Annotated in this window: 18 protein-coding genes; 7 read left to right on the top strand and 11 right to left on the bottom strand. The window is 63.7% G+C overall.

The window, feature by feature from the left end; translation table 11 throughout:
* Positions 1–91 precede the first annotated feature (91 nt).
* Positions 92–1075, top strand: coding sequence for an HpcH/HpaI aldolase/citrate lyase family protein (locus tag KIG99_RS17720; protein ID WP_226461361.1), 984 nt, complete (start codon positions 92–94; stop codon positions 1073–1075).
* A complete protein-coding gene (locus KIG99_RS17715) occupies positions 1068–1829 on the top strand; it encodes a tRNA pseudouridine(65) synthase TruC (protein ID WP_226461360.1) in 762 nt (253 codons plus the stop codon). Before KIG99_RS17720 ends, KIG99_RS17715 begins: the two co-directional genes overlap by 8 nt.
* On the opposite strand, the gene KIG99_RS17710 is transcribed toward KIG99_RS17715, so the two are convergent.
* The 4 genes from KIG99_RS17710 to KIG99_RS17695 all read right to left on the bottom strand — a co-directional run bounded on the left by KIG99_RS17710 (position 1823) and on the right by KIG99_RS17695 (position 5552).
* Complete coding sequence (locus KIG99_RS17710; protein ID WP_226461359.1) at positions 1823–2263, bottom strand: CBS domain-containing protein; 441 nt, start codon at positions 2261–2263, stop codon at positions 1823–1825. The genes KIG99_RS17715 and KIG99_RS17710 overlap by 7 nt on opposite strands.
* 162 nt (positions 2264–2425) lie before the next feature.
* Positions 2426–2863, bottom strand: a complete 438-nt coding sequence (locus KIG99_RS17705; protein WP_226461358.1) for a substrate-binding domain-containing protein — start codon at positions 2861–2863, stop codon at positions 2426–2428.
* A 4-nt stretch (positions 2864–2867) separates the two neighbouring features.
* Positions 2868–4097 (bottom strand): porin family protein, encoded by a 1230-nt coding sequence (locus tag KIG99_RS17700; protein WP_226461357.1) that lies wholly within the window; start codon positions 4095–4097, stop codon positions 2868–2870.
* Between the two features lie 192 nt (positions 4098–4289).
* Entirely contained in the window at positions 4290–5552 is a 1263-nt protein-coding gene (locus KIG99_RS17695) for a nitronate monooxygenase (protein ID WP_226461356.1), read from the bottom strand.
* Positions 5553–5729: 177 nt separating this feature from the next.
* Here KIG99_RS17695 and KIG99_RS17690 point away from each other — a divergent pair, with 177 nt between their 5' ends.
* Entirely contained in the window at positions 5730–6890 is a 1161-nt protein-coding gene (locus KIG99_RS17690; RefSeq protein ID WP_226461355.1) for an NnrS family protein, read from the top strand.
* A 31-nt stretch (positions 6891–6921) separates the two neighbouring features.
* Here the strand turns inward: KIG99_RS17690 and KIG99_RS17685 are convergent, their stop codons facing one another.
* Genes KIG99_RS17685 through KIG99_RS17675 form a run of 3 tightly spaced genes read right to left on the bottom strand, consistent with a single transcriptional unit; the run spans position 6922 to position 9371 of the window.
* Positions 6922–7227: an antibiotic biosynthesis monooxygenase family protein gene (locus tag KIG99_RS17685; RefSeq protein WP_226461354.1), complete on the bottom strand. Its 306-nt coding sequence runs from the start codon at positions 7225–7227 to the stop codon at positions 6922–6924.
* Between the two features lie 33 nt (positions 7228–7260).
* Complete coding sequence (locus tag KIG99_RS17680; RefSeq protein WP_226461353.1) at positions 7261–8958, bottom strand: AAA family ATPase; 1698 nt, start codon at positions 8956–8958, stop codon at positions 7261–7263.
* A gap of 35 nt (positions 8959–8993) precedes the next feature.
* Entirely contained in the window at positions 8994–9371 is a 378-nt protein-coding gene (locus KIG99_RS17675) for a hypothetical protein (RefSeq protein WP_226461352.1), read from the bottom strand.
* On the opposite strand from KIG99_RS17675, the gene rlmF reads away from it, so the two are divergent.
* Positions 9370–10437, top strand: coding sequence for a 23S rRNA (adenine(1618)-N(6))-methyltransferase RlmF (rlmF, locus tag KIG99_RS17670; RefSeq protein WP_226461351.1), 1068 nt, complete (start codon positions 9370–9372; stop codon positions 10435–10437). The two genes, KIG99_RS17675 and rlmF, sit on opposite strands and share 2 nt — an antisense overlap.
* Here the strand turns inward: rlmF and KIG99_RS17665 are convergent.
* Entirely contained in the window at positions 10434–11129 is a 696-nt protein-coding gene (locus KIG99_RS17665) for a helix-turn-helix transcriptional regulator (protein WP_226461350.1), read from the bottom strand. The genes rlmF and KIG99_RS17665 overlap by 4 nt on opposite strands.
* A 147-nt stretch (positions 11130–11276) precedes the next feature.
* Between KIG99_RS17665 and KIG99_RS17660 the strand changes: the two genes are divergently transcribed.
* The 3 genes from KIG99_RS17660 (at position 11277) to KIG99_RS17650 (ending at position 12881) form a co-directional block, all read left to right on the top strand.
* Positions 11277–11645, top strand: a complete 369-nt coding sequence (locus tag KIG99_RS17660; protein ID WP_226461349.1) for a VOC family protein — start codon at positions 11277–11279, stop codon at positions 11643–11645.
* 88 nt (positions 11646–11733) lie between these two features.
* Positions 11734–12579, top strand: a complete 846-nt coding sequence (asd, locus tag KIG99_RS17655; RefSeq protein ID WP_226461348.1) for an archaetidylserine decarboxylase — start codon at positions 11734–11736, stop codon at positions 12577–12579.
* Entirely contained in the window at positions 12576–12881 is a 306-nt protein-coding gene (locus KIG99_RS17650) for a hypothetical protein (protein ID WP_226461347.1), read from the top strand. Before asd ends, KIG99_RS17650 begins: the two co-directional genes overlap by 4 nt.
* A gap of 36 nt (positions 12882–12917) precedes the next feature.
* Here the strand turns inward: KIG99_RS17650 and KIG99_RS20805 are convergent, their stop codons facing one another.
* From KIG99_RS20805 to KIG99_RS17635, 3 genes are all read right to left on the bottom strand, one after another.
* Positions 12918–15170 carry a methyl-accepting chemotaxis protein gene (locus KIG99_RS20805; RefSeq protein ID WP_319002409.1) on the bottom strand — a complete coding sequence of 751 codons (2253 nt, stop codon included), beginning with the start codon at positions 15168–15170 and terminating at the stop codon, positions 12918–12920.
* 263 nt (positions 15171–15433) lie between these two features.
* Entirely contained in the window at positions 15434–18136 is a 2703-nt protein-coding gene (locus KIG99_RS17640; RefSeq protein ID WP_226461346.1) for a M16 family metallopeptidase, read from the bottom strand.
* A complete protein-coding gene (locus KIG99_RS17635) occupies positions 18126–19223 on the bottom strand; it encodes a cytochrome-c peroxidase (RefSeq protein WP_226461345.1) in 1098 nt (365 codons plus the stop codon). The genes KIG99_RS17640 and KIG99_RS17635 overlap by 11 nt, the downstream gene beginning before the upstream one ends.
* Between the last annotated feature and the right edge of the window lie 3 nt (positions 19224–19226).

The raw sequence follows: 19226 nt of genomic DNA, 5'->3' as shown, positions 1-19226 counted from the left end.
ACCAGAAAAACAAGCAAGGGCCGCGGTAAAATACCGCGGCCCTTTTCGTTTTTATTCCGCCACCACCATCTCGATCCTGATCGCTAAAAACATGCGCCATCCGAAAATCGTTCTCTTTGCCGGCGAAAAGCCTTTCCCTGTTCTCCCGGCGGTCGACCACTACGCCGGCTCGGAAAAGCTGATGCAGAAAGCGCTGTTGCTGCAAAAAGAACTCGGCCCGATCTTCGACATCACCTGCGACTGCGAGGATGGCGCACATGCCGGCGCCGAACGCGAGCACGCCGAAATGGCGGCTCGATTGATCATGTCTGACGACAACCTGTTCAATCGGGTTGGTGCGCGCATTCACGACATCACGCACGCCCACTGGCAGCAGGATCTGGAAATCCTGGTCCGCATCGCCGGCAACCGCCTCCCCTTCATCACGCTACCCAAGCCGTGCAGCGCCGAAGATGTGCAGATCCAGATCGAAGCCCTGCGGCAAATCGAGCGAAAATTCGGTGTCGACCGACGCATTCCCGTGCACGTACTGATCGAGACCCACGGCGCCCTGCGCGAAGTCTGGGAAATCGCCGCCCTGCCCGGCGTCGAATCGCTGGATTTCGGCCTGATGGATTTCGTCTCCGGTCACCACGGCGCCATTCCCGGCAGCGCCATGAAGAGCCCGGGCCAGTTCGAACACCCGCTGGTGACCCGCGCCAAGTGCGAGATCAGCGCCGCCGCGCTGGCCAACGGCATCGTGCCGGCACACAACGTCACCACCGAATTGAAAGACATCGAATACATCAGGAATGATGCCTTGCGCGCCCGTCGCGAATTCGGCTATCTGCGCATGTGGAGCATCCACCCGAACCAGATCCTGCCCATCGTCGAAGCCATGCGCCCCGATTTTTCCGAAGTACAGGCCGCGACGGAAATCCTGATCGCCGCCCAGGACACCGACTGGGGCCCGATCCAGCATGCCGGCAAACTGCATGATCGCGCTTCCTACCGCTACTACTGGGAATTGCTCGAACGCGCCCACATCACCGGCATGGAACTCCCTGCCGAGGCATCGAGCCGCTTCTTTGGCTGAAGACGACAACAACAGCGCAATCAGGGAAGAGCTGCCGATTCTCTACCGCGACGAATACATCGTCGTCGTGGACAAGCCCTCCGGCCTGCTCGTCCATCGCTCGGAAGTCGACCGTCACGAAACGCGCTTCGCGATCCAGATCCTGCGCGACCAGATCGGCCAGTGGGTGTGGCCAGCACATCGCCTCGACCGCGGCACCTCCGGCATCCTGCTCTTCGCGTTGTCGCAGGAAATTGCCGGCCAACTTGGCAGGCAATTCGAAGCGGGCAGCGTCAGCAAGCGCTATCTCGCCGTCGTGCGCGGCATTCCGCCGACTGCCGGCAGCATAGACCACCCGCTGACCCGCCAGCGCGAGCGCCACGAATTCGTTGGCGAGCAGAGCAGCCATGAAGCACAAAGCGCCCTCACCCACTATCGGCGACTCGCCGAAATCGAGCTACCTTTTGCCGTCGACCGCTACCCGAGCAGCCGCTACGCCTTGCTCGAACTCGATCCGCAAACCGGCCGCAAGCACCAGCTGCGCCGCCACCTCAAGCACATCGCCCATCCGATCATCGGCGATGCGACGCACGGCAAGGGTATCCACAACCGCTTCTTCGCCGAACACTTCGGCTGCCAGCGCATGCTACTCGCCTGCACGCAACTGGACTTCGACCACCCGATGGACGCCCGCCGCATGCAAATAAACGCGCCAGTGTCCGGCGAATTCGCCGCCACACTGGCGCAGTTGGGCTGGGCAACCCCGGATCAATAACCGATCGAGGTTTCCAGTTCTTCGAGGCGACGCATGTCGCGCTCGAGATCAACCAGATCCTGCCCCAGCGCATCGCGCGCCGAGACCATACCGACCGGCGCACCGTCGACATCGACCACCGGCACATGGCGGAAGCCACCTTCGGCCATCATGTGCAGCGCGTAAGCCAGCGGCTTGTCGGCGCGGATGGTTTGCGGATCACGCACCATGACCTGTGCGAGCAGGGTTTTATCGGGATCCAGACTGGCCGCCAGCACCTTGTTCAGTGCATCGCGCTCGGTAAAGATGCCGGCAATCCGACCCTGCTCGACGACCAGCAGCGCCCCGATCTTTTTCTCGGCCATCAGCCGACTGGCCGCCCTGACCGTGGTATTGCCGCTGGCCGTGACCAACGTGCGGCCAGCGAGGATATTGCCTATGATTCGTTTCGGCATGTTTGTCTCCTTTATTGATTTGAATGCAAGCACAAGGTGCTCGAGTCGGAGCTTACACGCCTACACCCCGACCGATCATGACCGGATGACGACAAACGCCATCTGCTCAATGCTAATGACCGGAGACCACCGGTAAATGTTCAACGCCAATTGAAAAAATGCTCAGGGCGCCAGTTCGTAGACGACCCGCACCCGCGCGTCCGCCTTGGCCAGATCGACGAAACCGATGCCACCGGGGTGGGAGCTGACCCATTTCAGCACCTCTTCCGTGCTGTTCACGCGCGGCGGCGCCTGCATGCGCCCGGAAAACACCTGACGCGACCAATAGGCATTGACGTCGGAAATATCCTTGCCGACGAGCGCCGCATAAAAGCGCGCCCGATCAGGATGACTGTCGATCAGATCGACCGGCTGCGCCTCGACGCCATTGAAGAACTGACGGTAGCGCCCGAAGAAGATATTGGTCACCTCGTTGCGCGTCATCACGGCAACACCGTTACGGGCATTGACCACAACCACCAGATCGGCCACAGCCTCCCGCACCGGCAGGAACGCCAGCCAGAAAAGCAAAACGAGGGAATAAGGACGGGACGACTTCATGATTTCAGAAGACGAAATCCATGGTCAGACTGAAGACGTCCATCTTGCCCGACCAGCCCGCCTGCTCATTGCGGAACGGAAAAATCGACTGCGCTTCGCCACGAATGCCGTCCCACTGCGCCTTGAGCGCCACATTGCGCGCCACATCCCAGCGCGCACCAAGAATGGTCGTATTCTGGTGCGCATGCGCATCCGCCATGATCACGTCTATCACCGGATTCAGCGTTGCAGCGCGCGACTCGGAACGAATCCAGGAAAAACCGGCATAGGGCGTCACCGAACCGATCCGGTAACCCGCCAGCAGATAACCCGCCGATGAACTCTGAAAAATGCGACTGCCCTGGGTAATCTTGTTGAGCATGATCTGCAACTGCCAGGGACCGTTGTCGTAAATCGCCCCCACCGAATAATAGTGGCTGCGGGTATTGTCTGCCGCCAGATAGTCACGCGCCTGCGCAGCCTCGACCGACGTCATCGCGCCAGCCAGAACAGCTGATGCCAGATCCCCCTCAATCGGCATGTTGTGATTGAAGCGGATATTCGCGTAGCTGGCACGCAACAGCCAGGAGCCCAACTGGTAATCGAGGTAACCACCGACCATGGCCGAGCCATCCAGACTCCACTGCTTGTCGGCCAGCGGGATATTGCCCTCGGAAATCCCGTAATAGAGCTTGCCGCGCAGCACATCTTCACCCACCGGCACGGTCAACGCCGCATCCACCCCGTTAATGCTGGAAAACGGCAGGTACCAGAAGAAATCGCCCGGCGGCCGCACCGGCAGATAGGAATAACCGACCTGACGCGAATCGGCCATCATGAAGAATTCGGTACCGAGACGCCCGGCCCGCAGGCTCACTTGCGGCGTCGGATCGTACTTGACGTAGGCCCAGGAAACCTCGGGCTTGAAGCTGCGATCGTAGCGATAATGACTGATCGCCTGGACGACCGCCTCCAGATCCGGCGTCAGGCGCCAGCTGGCCTGCAGACCGAGAATGCTGTCCACCTTGCCATCCCAGCGGTTGCTCGCTCCCTTGGGCTGGGAAAGATCACGGACAAACTCCGCATCGGCCGTCGAGGTTCTCGTTGCACCAAGCGTGCCAAACCCGTGCAGGGCAAAAGCCGATTCCTCTTCCGCCCCCGCCTGGCCGACGAAAACCAGGGCTGCCAGCGCGGCAAGGAGACGCAACCCCCTGGCCGCTGCGAGAAAAATATCCGTTGATTGGTTTTGCGACATGTTTGCACCAGAAATGATGACGTCCTGCCCGGAAAGGCCAGAACTATATCGCATCATCATTAACTCCCGGTATGACTGTCTCATCAAAAACACTTTTCCCGACTCGGGCAAGCGGCAAAATCAAATGACCAAGCAGAAAAAAACCCGGCCAGAAATGCGCCGGGTTCCCTTTACGCACTCGGCAAGCGAGGATCAGGCCGTCTGCTCCTGCGGCAGCGGCAGCGCCACCTTGTTGTCGGTACTGAACTGGTAATCCTTGAAAACATGCTCGGCCGACAGGATCTGGTAGCTGCCATCAGCCAGCTTGTTGGTCGTATCCTTGAGACGGTAGGTCAGGTGACCGCAGGTCCACAGATCGAAGTTGCGCATCTGCGTGCACAGACAGGTCTTGTCCATCACCGAGACCTTGCGCGCGCCCGGATGAGCCGCCACTTCGCGGTTGTAGGCGGTCACGTAGGAACACTTGCCGTTGGCGTCGAGCAGGTAACCATAGGCCTCGCAATTCGGGCGAATGCCATCGCCGATCGCCGGGCTGCCCTTGAGCATGCGCATCGGGTAGCCGGTCGGGGAAATCTGGTTGACCTCGATATCGTCTTCGCTGGCCTTGAAGTATTCCTGCTGCACCTTCTCGGGCAGGCCACATTCCTTGGCGACAGTAAAGCGGGTAGCAACCTGGACGGCGGCAGCGCCGGCCTCGAGGAATTGCGCCGCGTCGGTGCCGGTAAAGATGCCACCGGCCGGAATGACCGGAATCTCGAGATGCTCGTTCTTCAGGAACTGCATGACTTCGGCAACGATGGTCGCCAGGTCGTACTGCGCCCAGTCCATGCCGAAACCCAGGTGACCGCCGGCAAGCGGACCTTCGACAACGACGTAGTCGGGCAGGCGGTTGGTGCGGGCAACCTTTTTCAGGAACAGTTGCAAAGCGCGCACCGAGGAAACGATGATGCCGAGCTTGGCATCGCGAAAACGCGGGTGATCCTCGATCAGCCCGAAGGAGCCGAGATGCAGGCCGGCAGCCAGCGTAATGCCGTCGATGCCGGCATCGAGCGCCGCGGTCATGCGGACCTTGAGCGTCTCTTTCGGCGCATTCATGGTCAGCTTTTCCATGCAGTTCACGAAAACCAGGCCGGAGCCCTGCTTGCGTTCCATGGTGCCGGCGACGTGCAGCTTGGTCGCCTCGGCAATCTTGCCGAGGTCGAACTTGACGTCCGACTTGTCTTCGTTTTCGGCGTTGTACTTGTAAAGCGCGAGCTTTTCCTTGACGAACTTGGTCTTGTAGCGACGGTCCGTGACCGTCTTGATCATCGCATCCGAGATATGGCCGACGCCACCCAGACGGGCAACCTCCAGGGCCAGGTCGGCCGTCGAAATATCGACGCCCATGCCGCCAATCATGATTGGTACAAGTTCATGCTTGCCCAACTGCAAGCGGAAATCATCCACGCGCTTCATTGCTATCCTTCAGAAAAGCAGCCCGGCCCGATCGCGATATCGCGCGCCTGACTAAGCCCGGAATTTTACGCGAATGTGAAGCCTCTTGCTCGACGAGCACGGGATAAATCAAAGTTGTGATGTGCGTCTGTGGCTAAACTCAATACAACAGGCACTCGCCATCCCGAAAGGTTCAACATGCAACTCGCGAAACATCCCCTCTGGCTGGCCGGCTTTCGTCCGTTCTTCACCCTTGCCTGCCTCGCCGGCATGATCCTGCCGGTCGCCTGGGCGCTGATATTCAGCGGTCGCCTGCCGGCCCCGGCAAACACTTTCACCCCGACGCAGTGGCACGCCCACGAAATGTTCTTCGGCTTCGGCTGGGCGGTGCTTGGCGGTTTTCTGCTGACCTCGACCAAGAACTGGGTGAATATCCGCGGCTATCACGGCCCGGCCCTGATGCTGCTCGCCGCCGCCTGGCTGTTCGAGCGTCTCGGCATGAGCGCTGGTGGCGACTGGCCGCGCGCCCTCTTCCTGCTCTCGAACAACGCTTTCCTCGGCTGCATCAGCGCCATGCTGATGTGGACGCTGATCCGCCACCGGGCGCGCGACAGCTACCGCGACAACGCTTTTTTCCTGGTCATCCTGCCCGCCTTCCTGGTCGCCAAGTACCTGATGCTCAACGGCGACAACTTCACCGCCGGCTACAGCATGAGCATGGGGCTCTTCCGCCTCGCCTTTCTCGTCATGCTCGAACGCACGCTGACCGGGTTCATGAAGGCTGCCTTCCAGATCCAGATCCTGCGCCACCCAAAACTCGACATGGCGATCAAGCTGCTCGGCCTGATCCTCGTCATGGAAATGGCCCTGCCGCGACCGTTGACCGCTGCGCTCTCGTTGGCGCTGGCCGTACTCCTCGGCATCCGTTTCGTGTTCTGGAAACCGCAGCTCGCCGCGCGCCGGATCGACATCGGCATCATGTACGTCGGCTACCTCGCCATCGTCGGCCAGTTGCTGATCGAAGCGCTCGGCCATGTCGTCGATTTCGTCTGGATCGGCAGCGTTTCGGTGCACCTGTTCACCTTCGGCGCCATGGGCTGCGTCATTCCGGGCATGCTGATCCGCATCAGCAAGGGCCACACCGGGCGCAAGGTCGTCTTTGATACGCTCGACAAGGCAACGCTGTACATCATGCTCGGCGCGCTCGCACTGCGCATCGTGCTGCCGCAGCTTTATCCGGCGCTCTACCTGCTGTGGATCCAGCTTGCCGCCGCCTGCTGGTTTGCCTGCTACGCCATCCTCGCTATTCACCACGTTCCCGCCCTGCTGCAGCCGCGCATCGACGGCAAGGAACATTGACGGTTTTCGGCCGAAAAAGGCCGTCGACCGCTCAGAGCACGGCTTCGAACAATTCGAGCTGCGGCGGCCCGAGATAGAAATCGCGCGGCGAATTGCCGGCCGCCATGTGCGCCTTGCGGAAGGCCTCGGACTGCGTCCAGTCGGCAAACGCCTGCTCGGATTCCCAGACCGTGTGCGAGGCGAACAGCGTGCGCTCCTCGGTGGTGTCGCCGCGCAGCAGATTGAAGCTGATGAAACCCGGCACTTCGCTCAGGTAGCTGTTGCGATTGCGCCAGTGCTCGACAAACGCATCCTCCTTGCCGGGCGCGATGCGAAAACGGTTCATGGCGAGAAACATGCGGACCTCCCGGATTGAGTCGAAACGATCATGTCAGGCCACCACTTCCATGCCGCGGAACATCGAGCAGCGCCGAAAAACATCGAGTCCTGGCGCCACCTGCTTCTGGTTGCAGTATTTGGCGACCAGCTTGGCCAGGCCCTTGATGTCGCGCCCGGTCGCTTCCGGAAAGATGTCGGGCAGGCGCTCGAGCAGCTCCGGCGCGACGGGCAAGCCGAACTGCTCGCTCATGACGCCCCAGATCTTGCGCCGATCGGCGCGCGTCGGCGGGTGGAACTTGATCAGCGCGATGCAGCGCGAGACGATGGCTTCGTCGATGTCGTCCACCCGGTTGGTGGTCAGGAACAAGAGCCCGTTGAAGTACTCCAGCACACGCAGGAAGACGCCAACCACGGCATTCATCGTGATGTTGTCGTCGCGCTTCTTGATGTACACGTCGGCCTCGTCGATGAGCATCACCGCCCCCCAGCGCTGGGCGCGGGTCAGTACCTCCTTGAGCGCCACTTCCATGGCCGCGACATTGAGCCCCAATTGCCCGGAATGCACGCGATAGAGCGGGCGCTTGATGATTTCCGAATACACCTCTGCCGTCAGCGTCTTGCCGACGCCGGCCGGCCCGGCGCAGAGCACCGTCGTGCCGCCCGACTTGCCGGCGACGATGTCGTCCATCAGCACGTCCATCTCGGCGGTCAGGATGTCGATCAGGTCCGTCTGCTCGGGCGGCAGCACCAGCTTGTCCTTGAGTTCCGGCTGGTAGACATAAGGTTCCATGTCGTCCACATGCACCCAGACGTAATGGTGCAGTTCGAGGTGGAACATCAGGATGTAGAAATGCACCGGCAGTTCGGTAAACATCCCTTTCGGCATGCTGGCCTGGGTTTCCTCGACTTCCGCCTCTTCCTTGTTGGAAAGCCGCGAATTGCGCGCCACCCGGCGCACGAACTTGGCCATGATGTCGCCCGTCGCATCGAGCGCCAGCACGCGCTCGCCGAGGATGCTTTCATCGTTGACCAGGCGCGACGGGCTGCCGGTCGAGGACAGGATGATCATGTCCTTGCGCGTGTAGTCGGTATCGCGATGCGTCGCCGTCGGGTTCTCGGCGAAATAGCCGACGCCGGTGCCGGCGAACTGCGCGCCGTACTGCGCCCGCCAGTCGAAGTAGCGCGCCGCGCCCTCGTCGTAGCTTTGCAGCAATTCCGGCGTCTCCTTGACGAAGCCCTTGGCGGCGAGGATTTCGGCGATATTGCGGCCGGCGATGTCCGGCCCGGTGATGCGCACCGTCGCCGTCGCCATGCGGGCGCGGGCATTGGCTTTGAGTTCGACGAAAATCTTGCCGGTTTCCTCTTCCGACGGCGGCGTGTAGTCGAGGCGCGTCACCACGTAAGCCAGCGGCTTACCGGTGATGGTCGCCGAAAACACCCAGCCGCGCGTCGAGCCTTCGGCCAGATAGCGGGCAATGGCCGGCACTGCCATTTCCAGCTCCTCCGGCGCGAAACGCCGGCCGCCCTCGCGCATCGCCTTCTGCAAGGTGGCAATCTGCGCGCCGCGCGCCCGCAGCTCCGGCCCGCCCTTGGCATACAAGTCTTCGAGGAAGGCGAGTTCCGCGTCGGCCAACTGGCTGAAGGAAAGTTCGACCTTGTTGCCGAAGCGCAGTTGCTCCCGGACAAAATCGAGACGCGGAAAAGCCTGGATCATCGCCTCGATATGCGGGCGTTCGATTTGCAGTTTCATGGGGGAAGACTCCGTTGGGGACGAATTTGCGAACATCAGCGAATTTCGTGCCCAGCGGTCGACGTGCAAAAACAGCCAAAAAACAATTGCTTGCCCGCAAAACCACCTTGTCGTTCTTGCAACAATGATCCTTGAAACCTTGGTTGGACGCGGCTGTTGGTGCGTTTGGGCGGGATGACCAGCGCGAAGCGACGACGCGGCAGGCTCATGCCTGCAAGGAGGAGCGACAAAGCTGGGCGCCCGCCCAGATGTGCCAGCAGCCACGTAGCGCTCACACCCATTGGATCAATTGTATCGAAGGCACTCAAATCAGCGCTTATGAGATTTCCCTGGGATGGACAAGCGGTCAACTGAGGTTTCAAGGATCGTTCCATGGGATACTCCGCCCCCAGCAAAATGATCGGAACGCGCATGACCACACCCGCCCAGAAACCCGGACTGCACCCGCGCAACAAGAATGCGGCCGGCTACGATTTCGCCGCGCTGACTGCCGTCGCGCCCGGTCTGGTCAAGTTCGTGATCACCACCAAGGCGGGCACGCCGGGCATCGATTTCGCCAACCCGAGCGCCGTCAAGGCCTTCAACCGCGCCCTGCTCGCCCTGCATTACGGCATCAAGGGCTGGGAAATCCCGGCCGGCTACCTCTGTCCGCCGATTCCCGGTCGCGCCGACTACATCCACCACGCCGCCGACCTGCTCGCCACCTGCAACAAGAAAACGATCCCGACCGGTGCCGGCGTGCGCGTGCTCGACATCGGCGTCGGCGCCAACTGCGTCTATCCGCTGATCGGTGCCGCCGAATACGGCTGGCACTTCCTCGGCGTCGATATCGACGAAACGGCGCTGGCCAATGCGCAGATGATTTTGGGCAAAAACGAGCAGTTGACCGGTATGGTCGAACTGCGCCACCAGCCGGTCTGGGAAAACATCTTCACCGGCCTGCTGCGCTCCGGCGAAAACTTCGAACTGAGCATCTGCAACCCGCCCTTCCACAATTCGCCGGACGACGTGCATGCGGTCAGCCAGCGCAAGTGGAACAACCTCAACAAGCCGGGCGCGAAAAAGGGCGCGGTACAGCAGCCGCGCCTCAATTTCGGCGGCGGCGGCACCGAACTGTGGTGCAACGGCGGCGAACGCGCCTTCGTCAAGAACATGATCGAACAGAGCGCCAACATCCCGAAGCGCGTCATGTGGTTCACCAGCCTGGTCTCGCAGGCCGACAACCTCGTGCATATCGAAGCCGCGCTGAAAAAGGCCAAGGTCGTCGAATCGCGCACCATCGCCATGGCCCAGGGCCAGAAGCAGAGCCGCTTCGTCGCGTGGACCTTCTGCGGCAACGGCGAACGCGAGAAGTGGCGCAAGGAGCGCTGGTCGGTGATGGCACCGACGCCCAACCAGGCACCACGCTTCCCGGTCAGCGCCGAGTCGGTCGCGTCGGAGCCGGCGACAGAACAGCCGCCGGCCGGCAACAGCGACTAGGCTTCGCCCTCGCCGCGCGCCGTCGCCAGGTAGTCGCGCCAGAGATGGCCGTAACGGTCGTCAAAAGTTGCGGCTATCAGCTCAACCGTCAAAATACGATCGACGCGGAAGGTCCGGAAGGACTGGCGCAACTCGCACCAGGCACCAAGCGTCCAGCAATGTCCCCAGAACACCAGGCCAAGAGGCCAGAGCGTGCGCTGCGAGACTTCGCCGTCGGCCCGCCGGTAACTCACCGCCACCTTGCGGCCGCTTTCCATGCCGGCCCGCAACAAGGCCATCGGTTCGCGCAGCGGCGCCGGTTGCAGGCAATCGAGCGCCAGGAAACGCCGGCTCGACGCGCCGACCCGCTCTTCCAGCGCGCGCGGCAAAACCGCCTCGATGCGCGCCATGGCCTGCGCCGCCGCCTTGCCCAAGGCCGAATCGCCCCAGGCGCTGACCAGCTTGGCGCCAACCACCAGCGCTTCGATTTCGTCGCCGGTGAACATCAGCGGCGGCACCTGGTAACCGCGACGCAGGCGATAGCCGACGCCGGCCTCGCCATCGATCGGCGCCCCGGATTTCACCAAGTCGGCGATGTCGCGGTAGATGGTGCGCTCGGAAACCTCGAGTGCCTCGGCCAGCGCGGCGGCGGTGACGACGCGGCCGTTGCGCAGCAAAAGGATGATCTGGAACAGTCGGTCGGCCGGGCGCATGTCATGACGGGGAATACGGGAATTTCAGCATAACACGCCGTTTTGCCGGGCACGCCAAGCCTCCTGACACCATGCTGTCAGGAGCCCCCGGCCAGAATGCGCTGCATCAACGGCATCCCGCCGCTGAACTTTCCGGAGATAAACATCATGGACAATCCGCTGCGCTGGTTTGAAATTGCCACCACCAACCTCGACCGGGCCGTCGCCTTCTACCAGGACATTCTCGCCATCGAATTGCGCCGCGAAACCTGCGGCGACATCGCCATGGCCATTTTCCCTTACGCCGAGCCCTACCCGAGCGGCGCGCTGGTCGCCATGCCGCAACTGCAACCGCGCGACAACGGCACGCTCGTCTATCTCGACGGCGGCGCCGACCTCAACACCGTGCTGGCCCGCATTCCGGCAGCGGGCGGCCACGTCGTCATGGCAAAAACGGACATCGGCAAGGACATCGGCCATATCGCGCTCTTCATCGACAGCGAAGGCAACCGCGTCGGGCTGTATTCGAAGGACTGAGTCCGGCACCGATTGAGGATGGCAGGGACATAGGAGGCAAAGCGGCGAACCCGTATAATCGCGGGTCGCCAATTTACCGGTTTCCATCGTGTCCGACCGCCTCGCCGTACTGCCCCAATACCTGATCCCGAAACAGGCGCTGACCATCCTCGCCGGCAAGCTCGCCAGCAAGGAGGCCGGCACGCTGACCACCCGCGTCATCCGCTGGTTCGTCGGCCGCTACAAGGTCAACATGGCCGAAGCGGCCAATCCGGACATCACCAGCTACAAGAGTTTCAACGAGTTCTTCACGCGGCCGCTCCAGCCCGCTGCCCGGCCGCTCGCCGAGGCCGCATTTCTCAGCCCGGTCGACGGCGCGATCAGCCAGTTCGGACCGATCGAGCGCGACCAGATTTTCCAGGCCAAGGGCCACAGCTACTCGACCACCGCGCTGGTCGGCGGCGATCGCGAACTGGCGAAAAAATTCGAGAATGGCAGTTTCGCGACACTCTATCTCAGCCCGCGCGACTACCACCGCATCCACATGCCCTGCGACGGCAAGCTGAGCCGCATGATCTACGTGCCCGGCGCGCTGTTCTCGGTCAATCCGACCACGGCGCGCGGCGTGCCCGGGCTGTTCGCGCGCAACGAGCGCGTCGTCTGCGTCTTCGAGACGGCCAGCGGCCCCTTCGTGCTGACCCTGGTCGGCGCCACCATCGTCGGCAGCATGGCGACCGTCTGGCATGGCCAGGTCAATCCGCCGCGCCCGGGGGTCGTGCGCGAATGGCGTTATGACGACCGCAACATCGTGCTGAAAAAGGGCGAGGAAATGGGCCGCTTCCTGCTCGGCTCGACCGTCGTCATGCTCTTCCCCAAGGACACGCTGACCTTCAACCCGGAGTGGACGCCGACGCGCGCCATCCGCATGGGCGAGGCAATGGGAGCAGCCGCATGAGCCGGCGCCGCCTGCCGCTGCTGATCATCCGCGCCGTGACCGGCCTGGCGCTGATCCTGCCGGCCGCCTGGCTGGCGTGGACGCAAACGCCGGTGCCGCTGCTGCTCCTGGTCGCGGTCGCCGCCTCCCTGGTTTCGATCCGCATCGGCCAGCAGGGCGAGGCGCGTTACGGTCGACGCGTCCCGGTCACCGAAATGTTCAGTCTCGGCCGCAAGGAAAACGACCGCCAGATGCAACTCGGCGGCCTCGCCGGTTACTTGATGCTGGCCTGCCTCGGGCTGGCCCTCTGGGCGGCGCTTTAAGCCGCCCCGATCAGGCCGGCATTTGCCGGCCTGTCATCAAATCGAATTCCACTCCGCATTGTCATCGGCGGGCGCCGAGAGTACGGCCTTGCTGCCCGGCCCGGGCTTGGCCGTCCGCCGCGGCGCAGCCAGTCTGGCCCGCCCGGACAGGACCTTGTCCAGTTTGAAGCGGGCAACCTGTTCCTGCAACTGCTGCGCCTGATCTTCCAGCGACTCGGCTGCCGCAGCGGCCTCCTCGACGAGAGCGGCATTTTGTTGCGTCACTTCGTCCATCTGGGCGACGGCCCGGTTGACCTGCTCGATACCGGCCGTCTGCTCAACGGAAGCCCGGCTGATTGCGGCCACAATGGCCGTGACCTTGCCGATCGACTCGACGATCTGCTCCATGCGCACACCGGCTTCGCGCGCCTGCGTCGAACCGCGTTCGATCTTGCTCCCGGAATCCGAAATCAGGGCCCCGATTTCCTTGGCCGCCATTGCGGAGCGCTGCGCCAGGGCACGCACTTCCGTTGCCACCACGGCAAAGCCCTTGCCCTGATCGCCGGCGCGTGCCGCCTCGACCGCCGCGTTCAGCGCCAGGATATTGGTCTGGAAGGCGATCCCTTCGATGACGCTGATGATATCGCCCACCTTTTTCGAACTGCTCTGAATGTCGATCATCGTCACCGCCGAGGCCTTGACCACTTCACCGCCCTTGATCGCCATCTCCGATGCCGCCAGCGCCAGCTCGTTCGCAGCCCTGGCACTGGCCGTGTTCTGCTGTGCGGTCGCCGTGAATTGCTCGATGCTGGCGGCCGTCTCCTCAAGACTGGAGGCCTGCTCTTCGGTACGTGCCGAGAGATCGGCATTGCCGGCTGAAATTTCCTTGGCGGCGGTGGTGATCGCGTCAACCGCAGCAACCACGTTGCCGATCACTTCCTTCAGGTTATCGACCGTCGTATTGATGCCCTGTGCCGTTTCGCCGAACAGGCCCGGATACTGTCTTTCGATGCGTTGCCGCAAGTCGCCGTCCCCCAGCGTTCCGGCAACCAGGGAAATATCCGAGAGCGCCTGGTGCGCCGTGATGCCCAGGCTGTTGAGCAGTTCGGCCAGGGTTCGGGCGTAACCGCGTTTGCTGGCGACATCGATCTGCCGGCTGAAATCGCCCTGTGCGGCGGCATTGACGATTTCGCGAACCTCTTCGACCACCTGCGTCAGGGCCTGCACCGTGGCATTGATCGCCCCGGCGGTCTGGCCGAAGGCACCGGGATAAACGGCCACCACCTTCTGCGACAGATCGCCCGCCGCCAACGCACCGGCCACCCGGGAAACATCCTGCAGGCTGGTATCGGTCACCACCATCAATTGATTCAGTGCCTCTCCGATTTCCCTGCCAAAGCCCTGCTTGTCGGCAAGCTCGATCCGCCGCCCGAGATCGCCGTGCTCGGCAGCCCGCACCATGTCACGAATTTCGCCGACCAGGCTGGCCAGGGAATCCTGCATCGATTTCATCGCTGCCAGCATGCTCGATGAGTCACCCTGCGCCAGTTCGATCCGGCCGCCCAGATCGCCACCGGCAATCCGGCTGACCACCGCCACGGCTGCCGCCGGTTCGCCGCCAATCCGGCGAAACAGCGTGGACGACAGCGAACGCATGGCCAGCACGATGAGCAGGCAACCTATAACGATCGCCGCCGACATCGCCAGGCTATCTATCCAGCTGGTATCGGTCAGGTTCTTCAAGGTCGATTCGGCAAACTGGTTGGCGACGACAACGGTCGCCTCAACGCCCACGCGATGCGCCTCGTAACGCTCGCGCATCTGGCGCAGCGAACTTTCCATGCGCACCGTGTCGTTTGCCGCCAGCGCCGGCAGGAAGACATTCTCCAGTTCGGCCCAGAACAGTTCGCCCTGCGTCTTCTGCTCACCCAGCAATTTTGCTTTCAGACCGGCATCGAGTTCCGAATCGCTCCAGAACTGGTTGCGGGCAACATAGTCCTTCTTGAGCTGCTGCAATTTCTCCAGCAATTTCGGACGCTGCGCATCCGTTGCCACAGCAATGTCGTAGGCGGTCAACTGCGCCTCGATGACAAAAAGCGGCGGCGGCAGGATATCGGCCACGACATCCTTGCCCTCGCCCATTTTGGTGGCCGACGAGGAGATTCCCTGCAGGGCGGCAATACCCACCGCGCCAACCACCACCAGGATCGCGAAAACCATTGCGGAAACGAGGTTCAGATATTTTTTCAATGACAGGTTTTCGAGGGAGATCATGATCGTCCAGGTACTCTGTTGTGAATGAAGCGCCATGAGACGCACGCCAGGGCGCAAGAGTATCAAACAAACAGAGCGCCCCGACAGTCGGCAAGAGCCGCCGAGACCGGCAAAATCTGGAGTGCATGCCCGGCAACAAGCCGCCATCGCGCTCGGCAATGCATGCGGCAAGCTCGCTGGCCGTTCCCTGCCACCATGGAAGCGCTTTTGCATGCGCCGGCGGACAGCATTTTCTGCTCTTCGAGAGGGTCGACCGCCAGACGGTCGCCCCTCTCGAAATCGCCAAAATCAGCCGCCGCTCACTCGCCGCGCGCCACCGACCAGACCAGGGCAGCCGGCGCCAGGTGGCGGCGCAGCGCGGCCGTCACTTCCGCTGCCGTAAGCGCTGCGATGCGCCGATCGAACTCGGCCTGCCAGGCAAAATCGCGCCCGCTCTGCATACCCTGCAGCAACTGCCCGACCAAGGCACCTTCGCTGGCCAGCGATCTGGCCCGCGCTTCCTGCCAGGCGGCCTGGGCGCGCTCGACCTCGGCCGCCGTGAAACCTTCGGCCAGGGCCTGCGCCACTTCCTCCTGGAGCAGCGCCAGCGCGGCCGCAGCCTGGACGCTGGCGACGCTGCTGCTTACCGCCAAGCGGCTGCGCGGCCCGAAATCACCACCGCTCAGCGTCGCGCCGGCCGTGTAGGCGAGGCCTGCGCGCTCGCGCAGGCGCTGCCGGATGCGACTGTCGCTGCCGCCGCCGAGCAGGCTGACGGCGATTTTCAGGGCCGGGTAATCGGCGGCGTCGGGCGAGATCGGCAACAAGGCAAGGCCGCGCACTTCGGCATTCGGGCGTTCGACCGCCACGAACTCGAGCGGCGTGCGATCGACTGTCGGCGGCGGCGCCGCTTCGCCGATGCGCTGGTAGGGCTGGCTGGCCGCGGGCAGCTCGCGCAAGCGCGCCCAGGTTGCCGCGACATCGGCTTCGGAAAAATCGCCGACCATGGCCAGGCGAATCTGCGAACGCCCGCCAAAATCAGCCAGGCAGGCCCGCACGTCGTCCATTTCGACCTTTTCCACGGCGTCGACCGCCTGCGCCAGCGAGCGCGTCTGGTAGGGATGGCCGGCCGGGTAATTGTCGAAACGGCGGGCGACGGCATTCGCCGCGAGTTGCACCGGGTCCTTCTGCGCGGCCCGTAGTTGGGCCAGGCGCGCCCGCTTCTGACTTTCGAATTCGGCGGCCGGCAGCAGCGGCGACTTCCAGGCGTCGAGCAGCAAATCGAGTGCCGCCTCGATATTGGCGCGCGGCGCTTCCAGGGAAAGACCGCCGAGACCGAGCGTCCACCGCGCCTGCAAGGCTTCCAGGCGACGCTCGAACTGGTTGCGACCGAGGCCGCCACCACCCTGGGCGAGCAGGCTGCCGGCCAGGGCACAGGCATCCCGGCGCCCGGTCAACGCCGGCAAATTGCCGTAATCGTTGGCGATGCTCAGCCAGGCCTGGTTGCCGCGCGTCTGGCGGGCAAGCAGCGCGGCTTGTCCGGCATCGGGGAGCGGCAGGCTGACCACCTGTTCGGCCAGTTCGTCGAACGAGGCCGGCAAGGCGGCGCCGCTCACGGCGATGGCCGGCCAGTCGCGCCCCGCCAGTTCGGCGAGCGCCGGGGCGGGCGGCGATGGCGGCAACTTGCGACCGTCACACTGGCGAAGCAGGACATCGCTGCGGTTGATGTCGATCAGCCAGGTGCGCAGGGCCGTATTGACCTCGTCCAGCGTCAGTTCGGCAAGAATCTCGCGGCGCCGGAAAAACAGCCGCCAGTCGCCGGCCACTTCCGCTTCGGCCAGTTGCGCCGCCAGCGCCTCGTGCGACTGGCCGAGCCGCGCCAGGGCGGCGAGCGCCTTGCTGCGGGCGCGTTCGAGTTGCGCTTCGCCAAGCCCGCTCCGGACGACTCTTTCCAACTGCCCGTGCATGCGCCGCATCAGTCCATCGGCATCGGCCTGCTCGCCGGCGCTGGCCCGCGCCACAAAGAGGCTGTAGTCGGGCCAGGCATCGACATGACACGTCATGCCGAGCGCGGCCTGCGGCACCTCGACCGCTTCGCGACGCAGTTTTCCCCAGGCGGCGGCGCACAGGGCCGGACTCGCCAGATCGATGGCGAGCGTCTGGCGCAGCTTGCCGCCCGGCAGTTTCCAGGCCGAGGCGGCGATCACCTTGCCGGCATCGCCGAACAGTTCGCTGCGATTGGTCTGCGGCCGCGCCTCCTCGCGCGTCCAGTTGCCGGGGAGCGGATCTGCCGGCCGCGCGGCATGACCGAATTCGGCCTCGGCCAGGGCGAGCACGCGGGCCGCGTCGATCTGGCCGGAAACGACCAGCAGCGCGTTGTCGGGCCGGTAATACCTGCGCTGAAAGGCCTGCAGCGCCGCGAAAGGCGCCCCTTCGATGTCGCTGCGGGCGCCGATGGTCGGTCGTCCGTAGCCGTGCCAGAAATAGCTCTGGCGCCGCAGGGCACGCGTCACCAGGCTGTCCGGATCGCTGTCCCTGCGCTCCAGCTCGTTGCGCACCACGGTCATCTCGCTGGCCAGGTCGGCCGGCGCGAAGTTCGGCCGCAGGAAGCGGTCGGCCTCGAGCCGGATCAGCGCGTCGACCTTGGCGGGATCGGCTCGCACCGTCGCGAAGAAATTGGTCCGCTCGGCCGTCGTCGTGCCGTTCCAGGTCGCGCCGAGCGCGTTCAGCGCGCTCTTCAGGTCGGCATGCCGGCCGGCACCCTTGAACAGCATGTGTTCGAGCAGGTGCGCCATGCCCGTTTCGCCGTAGCCTTCCTGCTTGCTGCCGACCTTGACCAGCAGTTCGACGCGGGCCGTGGCGGCATTGGCAACCGGCAGCAGGATGATCTTGAAGCCGTTGTCGAGCACATGTGCGCTGACGCCCGCCGCCTGCGCCTCGAGCCGCGCGGCGGCGCGCGCCGGGCCGGACAGCAGGCCGGCCGCGCCCAGCAGCACGACGGCAAGGCGAAATGCCTTACAGGACATTGAGGAAAGCCTCGAGGGCCCGGATTTCTTCTTCGTTCAATTCGAGCGGTTTGAGCAACTCGGAATTGACCGGAAAACGCGGGTCGACCGCCTGGGCTTCGTTGGCCGGCTTGGGCCGCGGCATGCCGGCGTTGTACATGTTGAGAATGCCGCGCAAGGCCGGGAACAGGCCGTTGTGCATCCACGGTCCGCTCTGCGCCACGTTGCGCAGGGTCGGCGTCTTGAACTTGCCGACATCCCTGACGTCGCCGCTCACCTTGTAGCACCCGAGATCCTCGTACTTGCGCCCGAACCAGGTCAGGCCGAGATTGTGGAACTTGTTGTCGCTGAGCGCCGGGCCGTGGTGGCAGGTCATGCAGCCGGCCTTCGTGCGGAACAGGTACAGACCGAGCAGTTCCTTGTCGTCGAGCGCCTGCGCCTGACCCTTGAGGAAGGCGTCGAAGCGGGTCGGCGTCGGCACCAGCGTACGTTCGTAGGCGGCCAGCGCCGACTGGATACGCGGCAGCGTCACCGCGTCGTCGCCGTAGGCGCGGCGGAAGTCCTCGCGGTAACCGGCAATGGCGGCAAGCTTGGCAGGCAGCTTGTCGAGCGCCATCGCCATTTCGGCCGGATCGGCCACCGGGCCGAGCGCCTGGTGCTCCAGCGTCGGCGAGCGGCCGTCCCAGAACAGGCTGGTCGCGTGACTGACGCCGACCAGCGCCGGCGCATTGCGCATGCCCTTGCGCCCGGCATGGCCGGGCGTCACCGGCAGCGTGTCGGCAAAGGCATGCTCGGGCCGGTGACAGGAAGCGCAGGCGATTTCCCCCGAGTCGGAAAGCGCCTTGTCGTAAAACAGCCGGATGCCCAGGCGAAGCAGCGCATAGGGCACGGTTTTGGGCAAATCGGGCGGGTTGACCGCTGCCATTTCCCGCCACTCGCCGCCGCCCTCTATACGCGGCGCCGGCCAGGCCTTGAGCGGCACGGCGTAGCGCTGGCGCAGGCAGGCGACGTCCCAGGCCGCCTCCTGGCGGCAGGGCTCGGCGGAAAAGGCCGCCGCCGAACACAGGCAGGCGGCGGCCAGGAAAAACAGTTTGCTTGCTCGATGCATCAT

It is taken from the genome of Quatrionicoccus australiensis, assembly GCF_020510425.1.
In the GTDB taxonomy this organism is placed as follows: domain Bacteria; phylum Pseudomonadota; class Gammaproteobacteria; order Burkholderiales; family Rhodocyclaceae; genus Azonexus; species Azonexus australiensis_A.
Note: the sequence above shows the minus strand (reverse complement) of the source record. Positions and strands in the feature narration are given on the sequence as shown.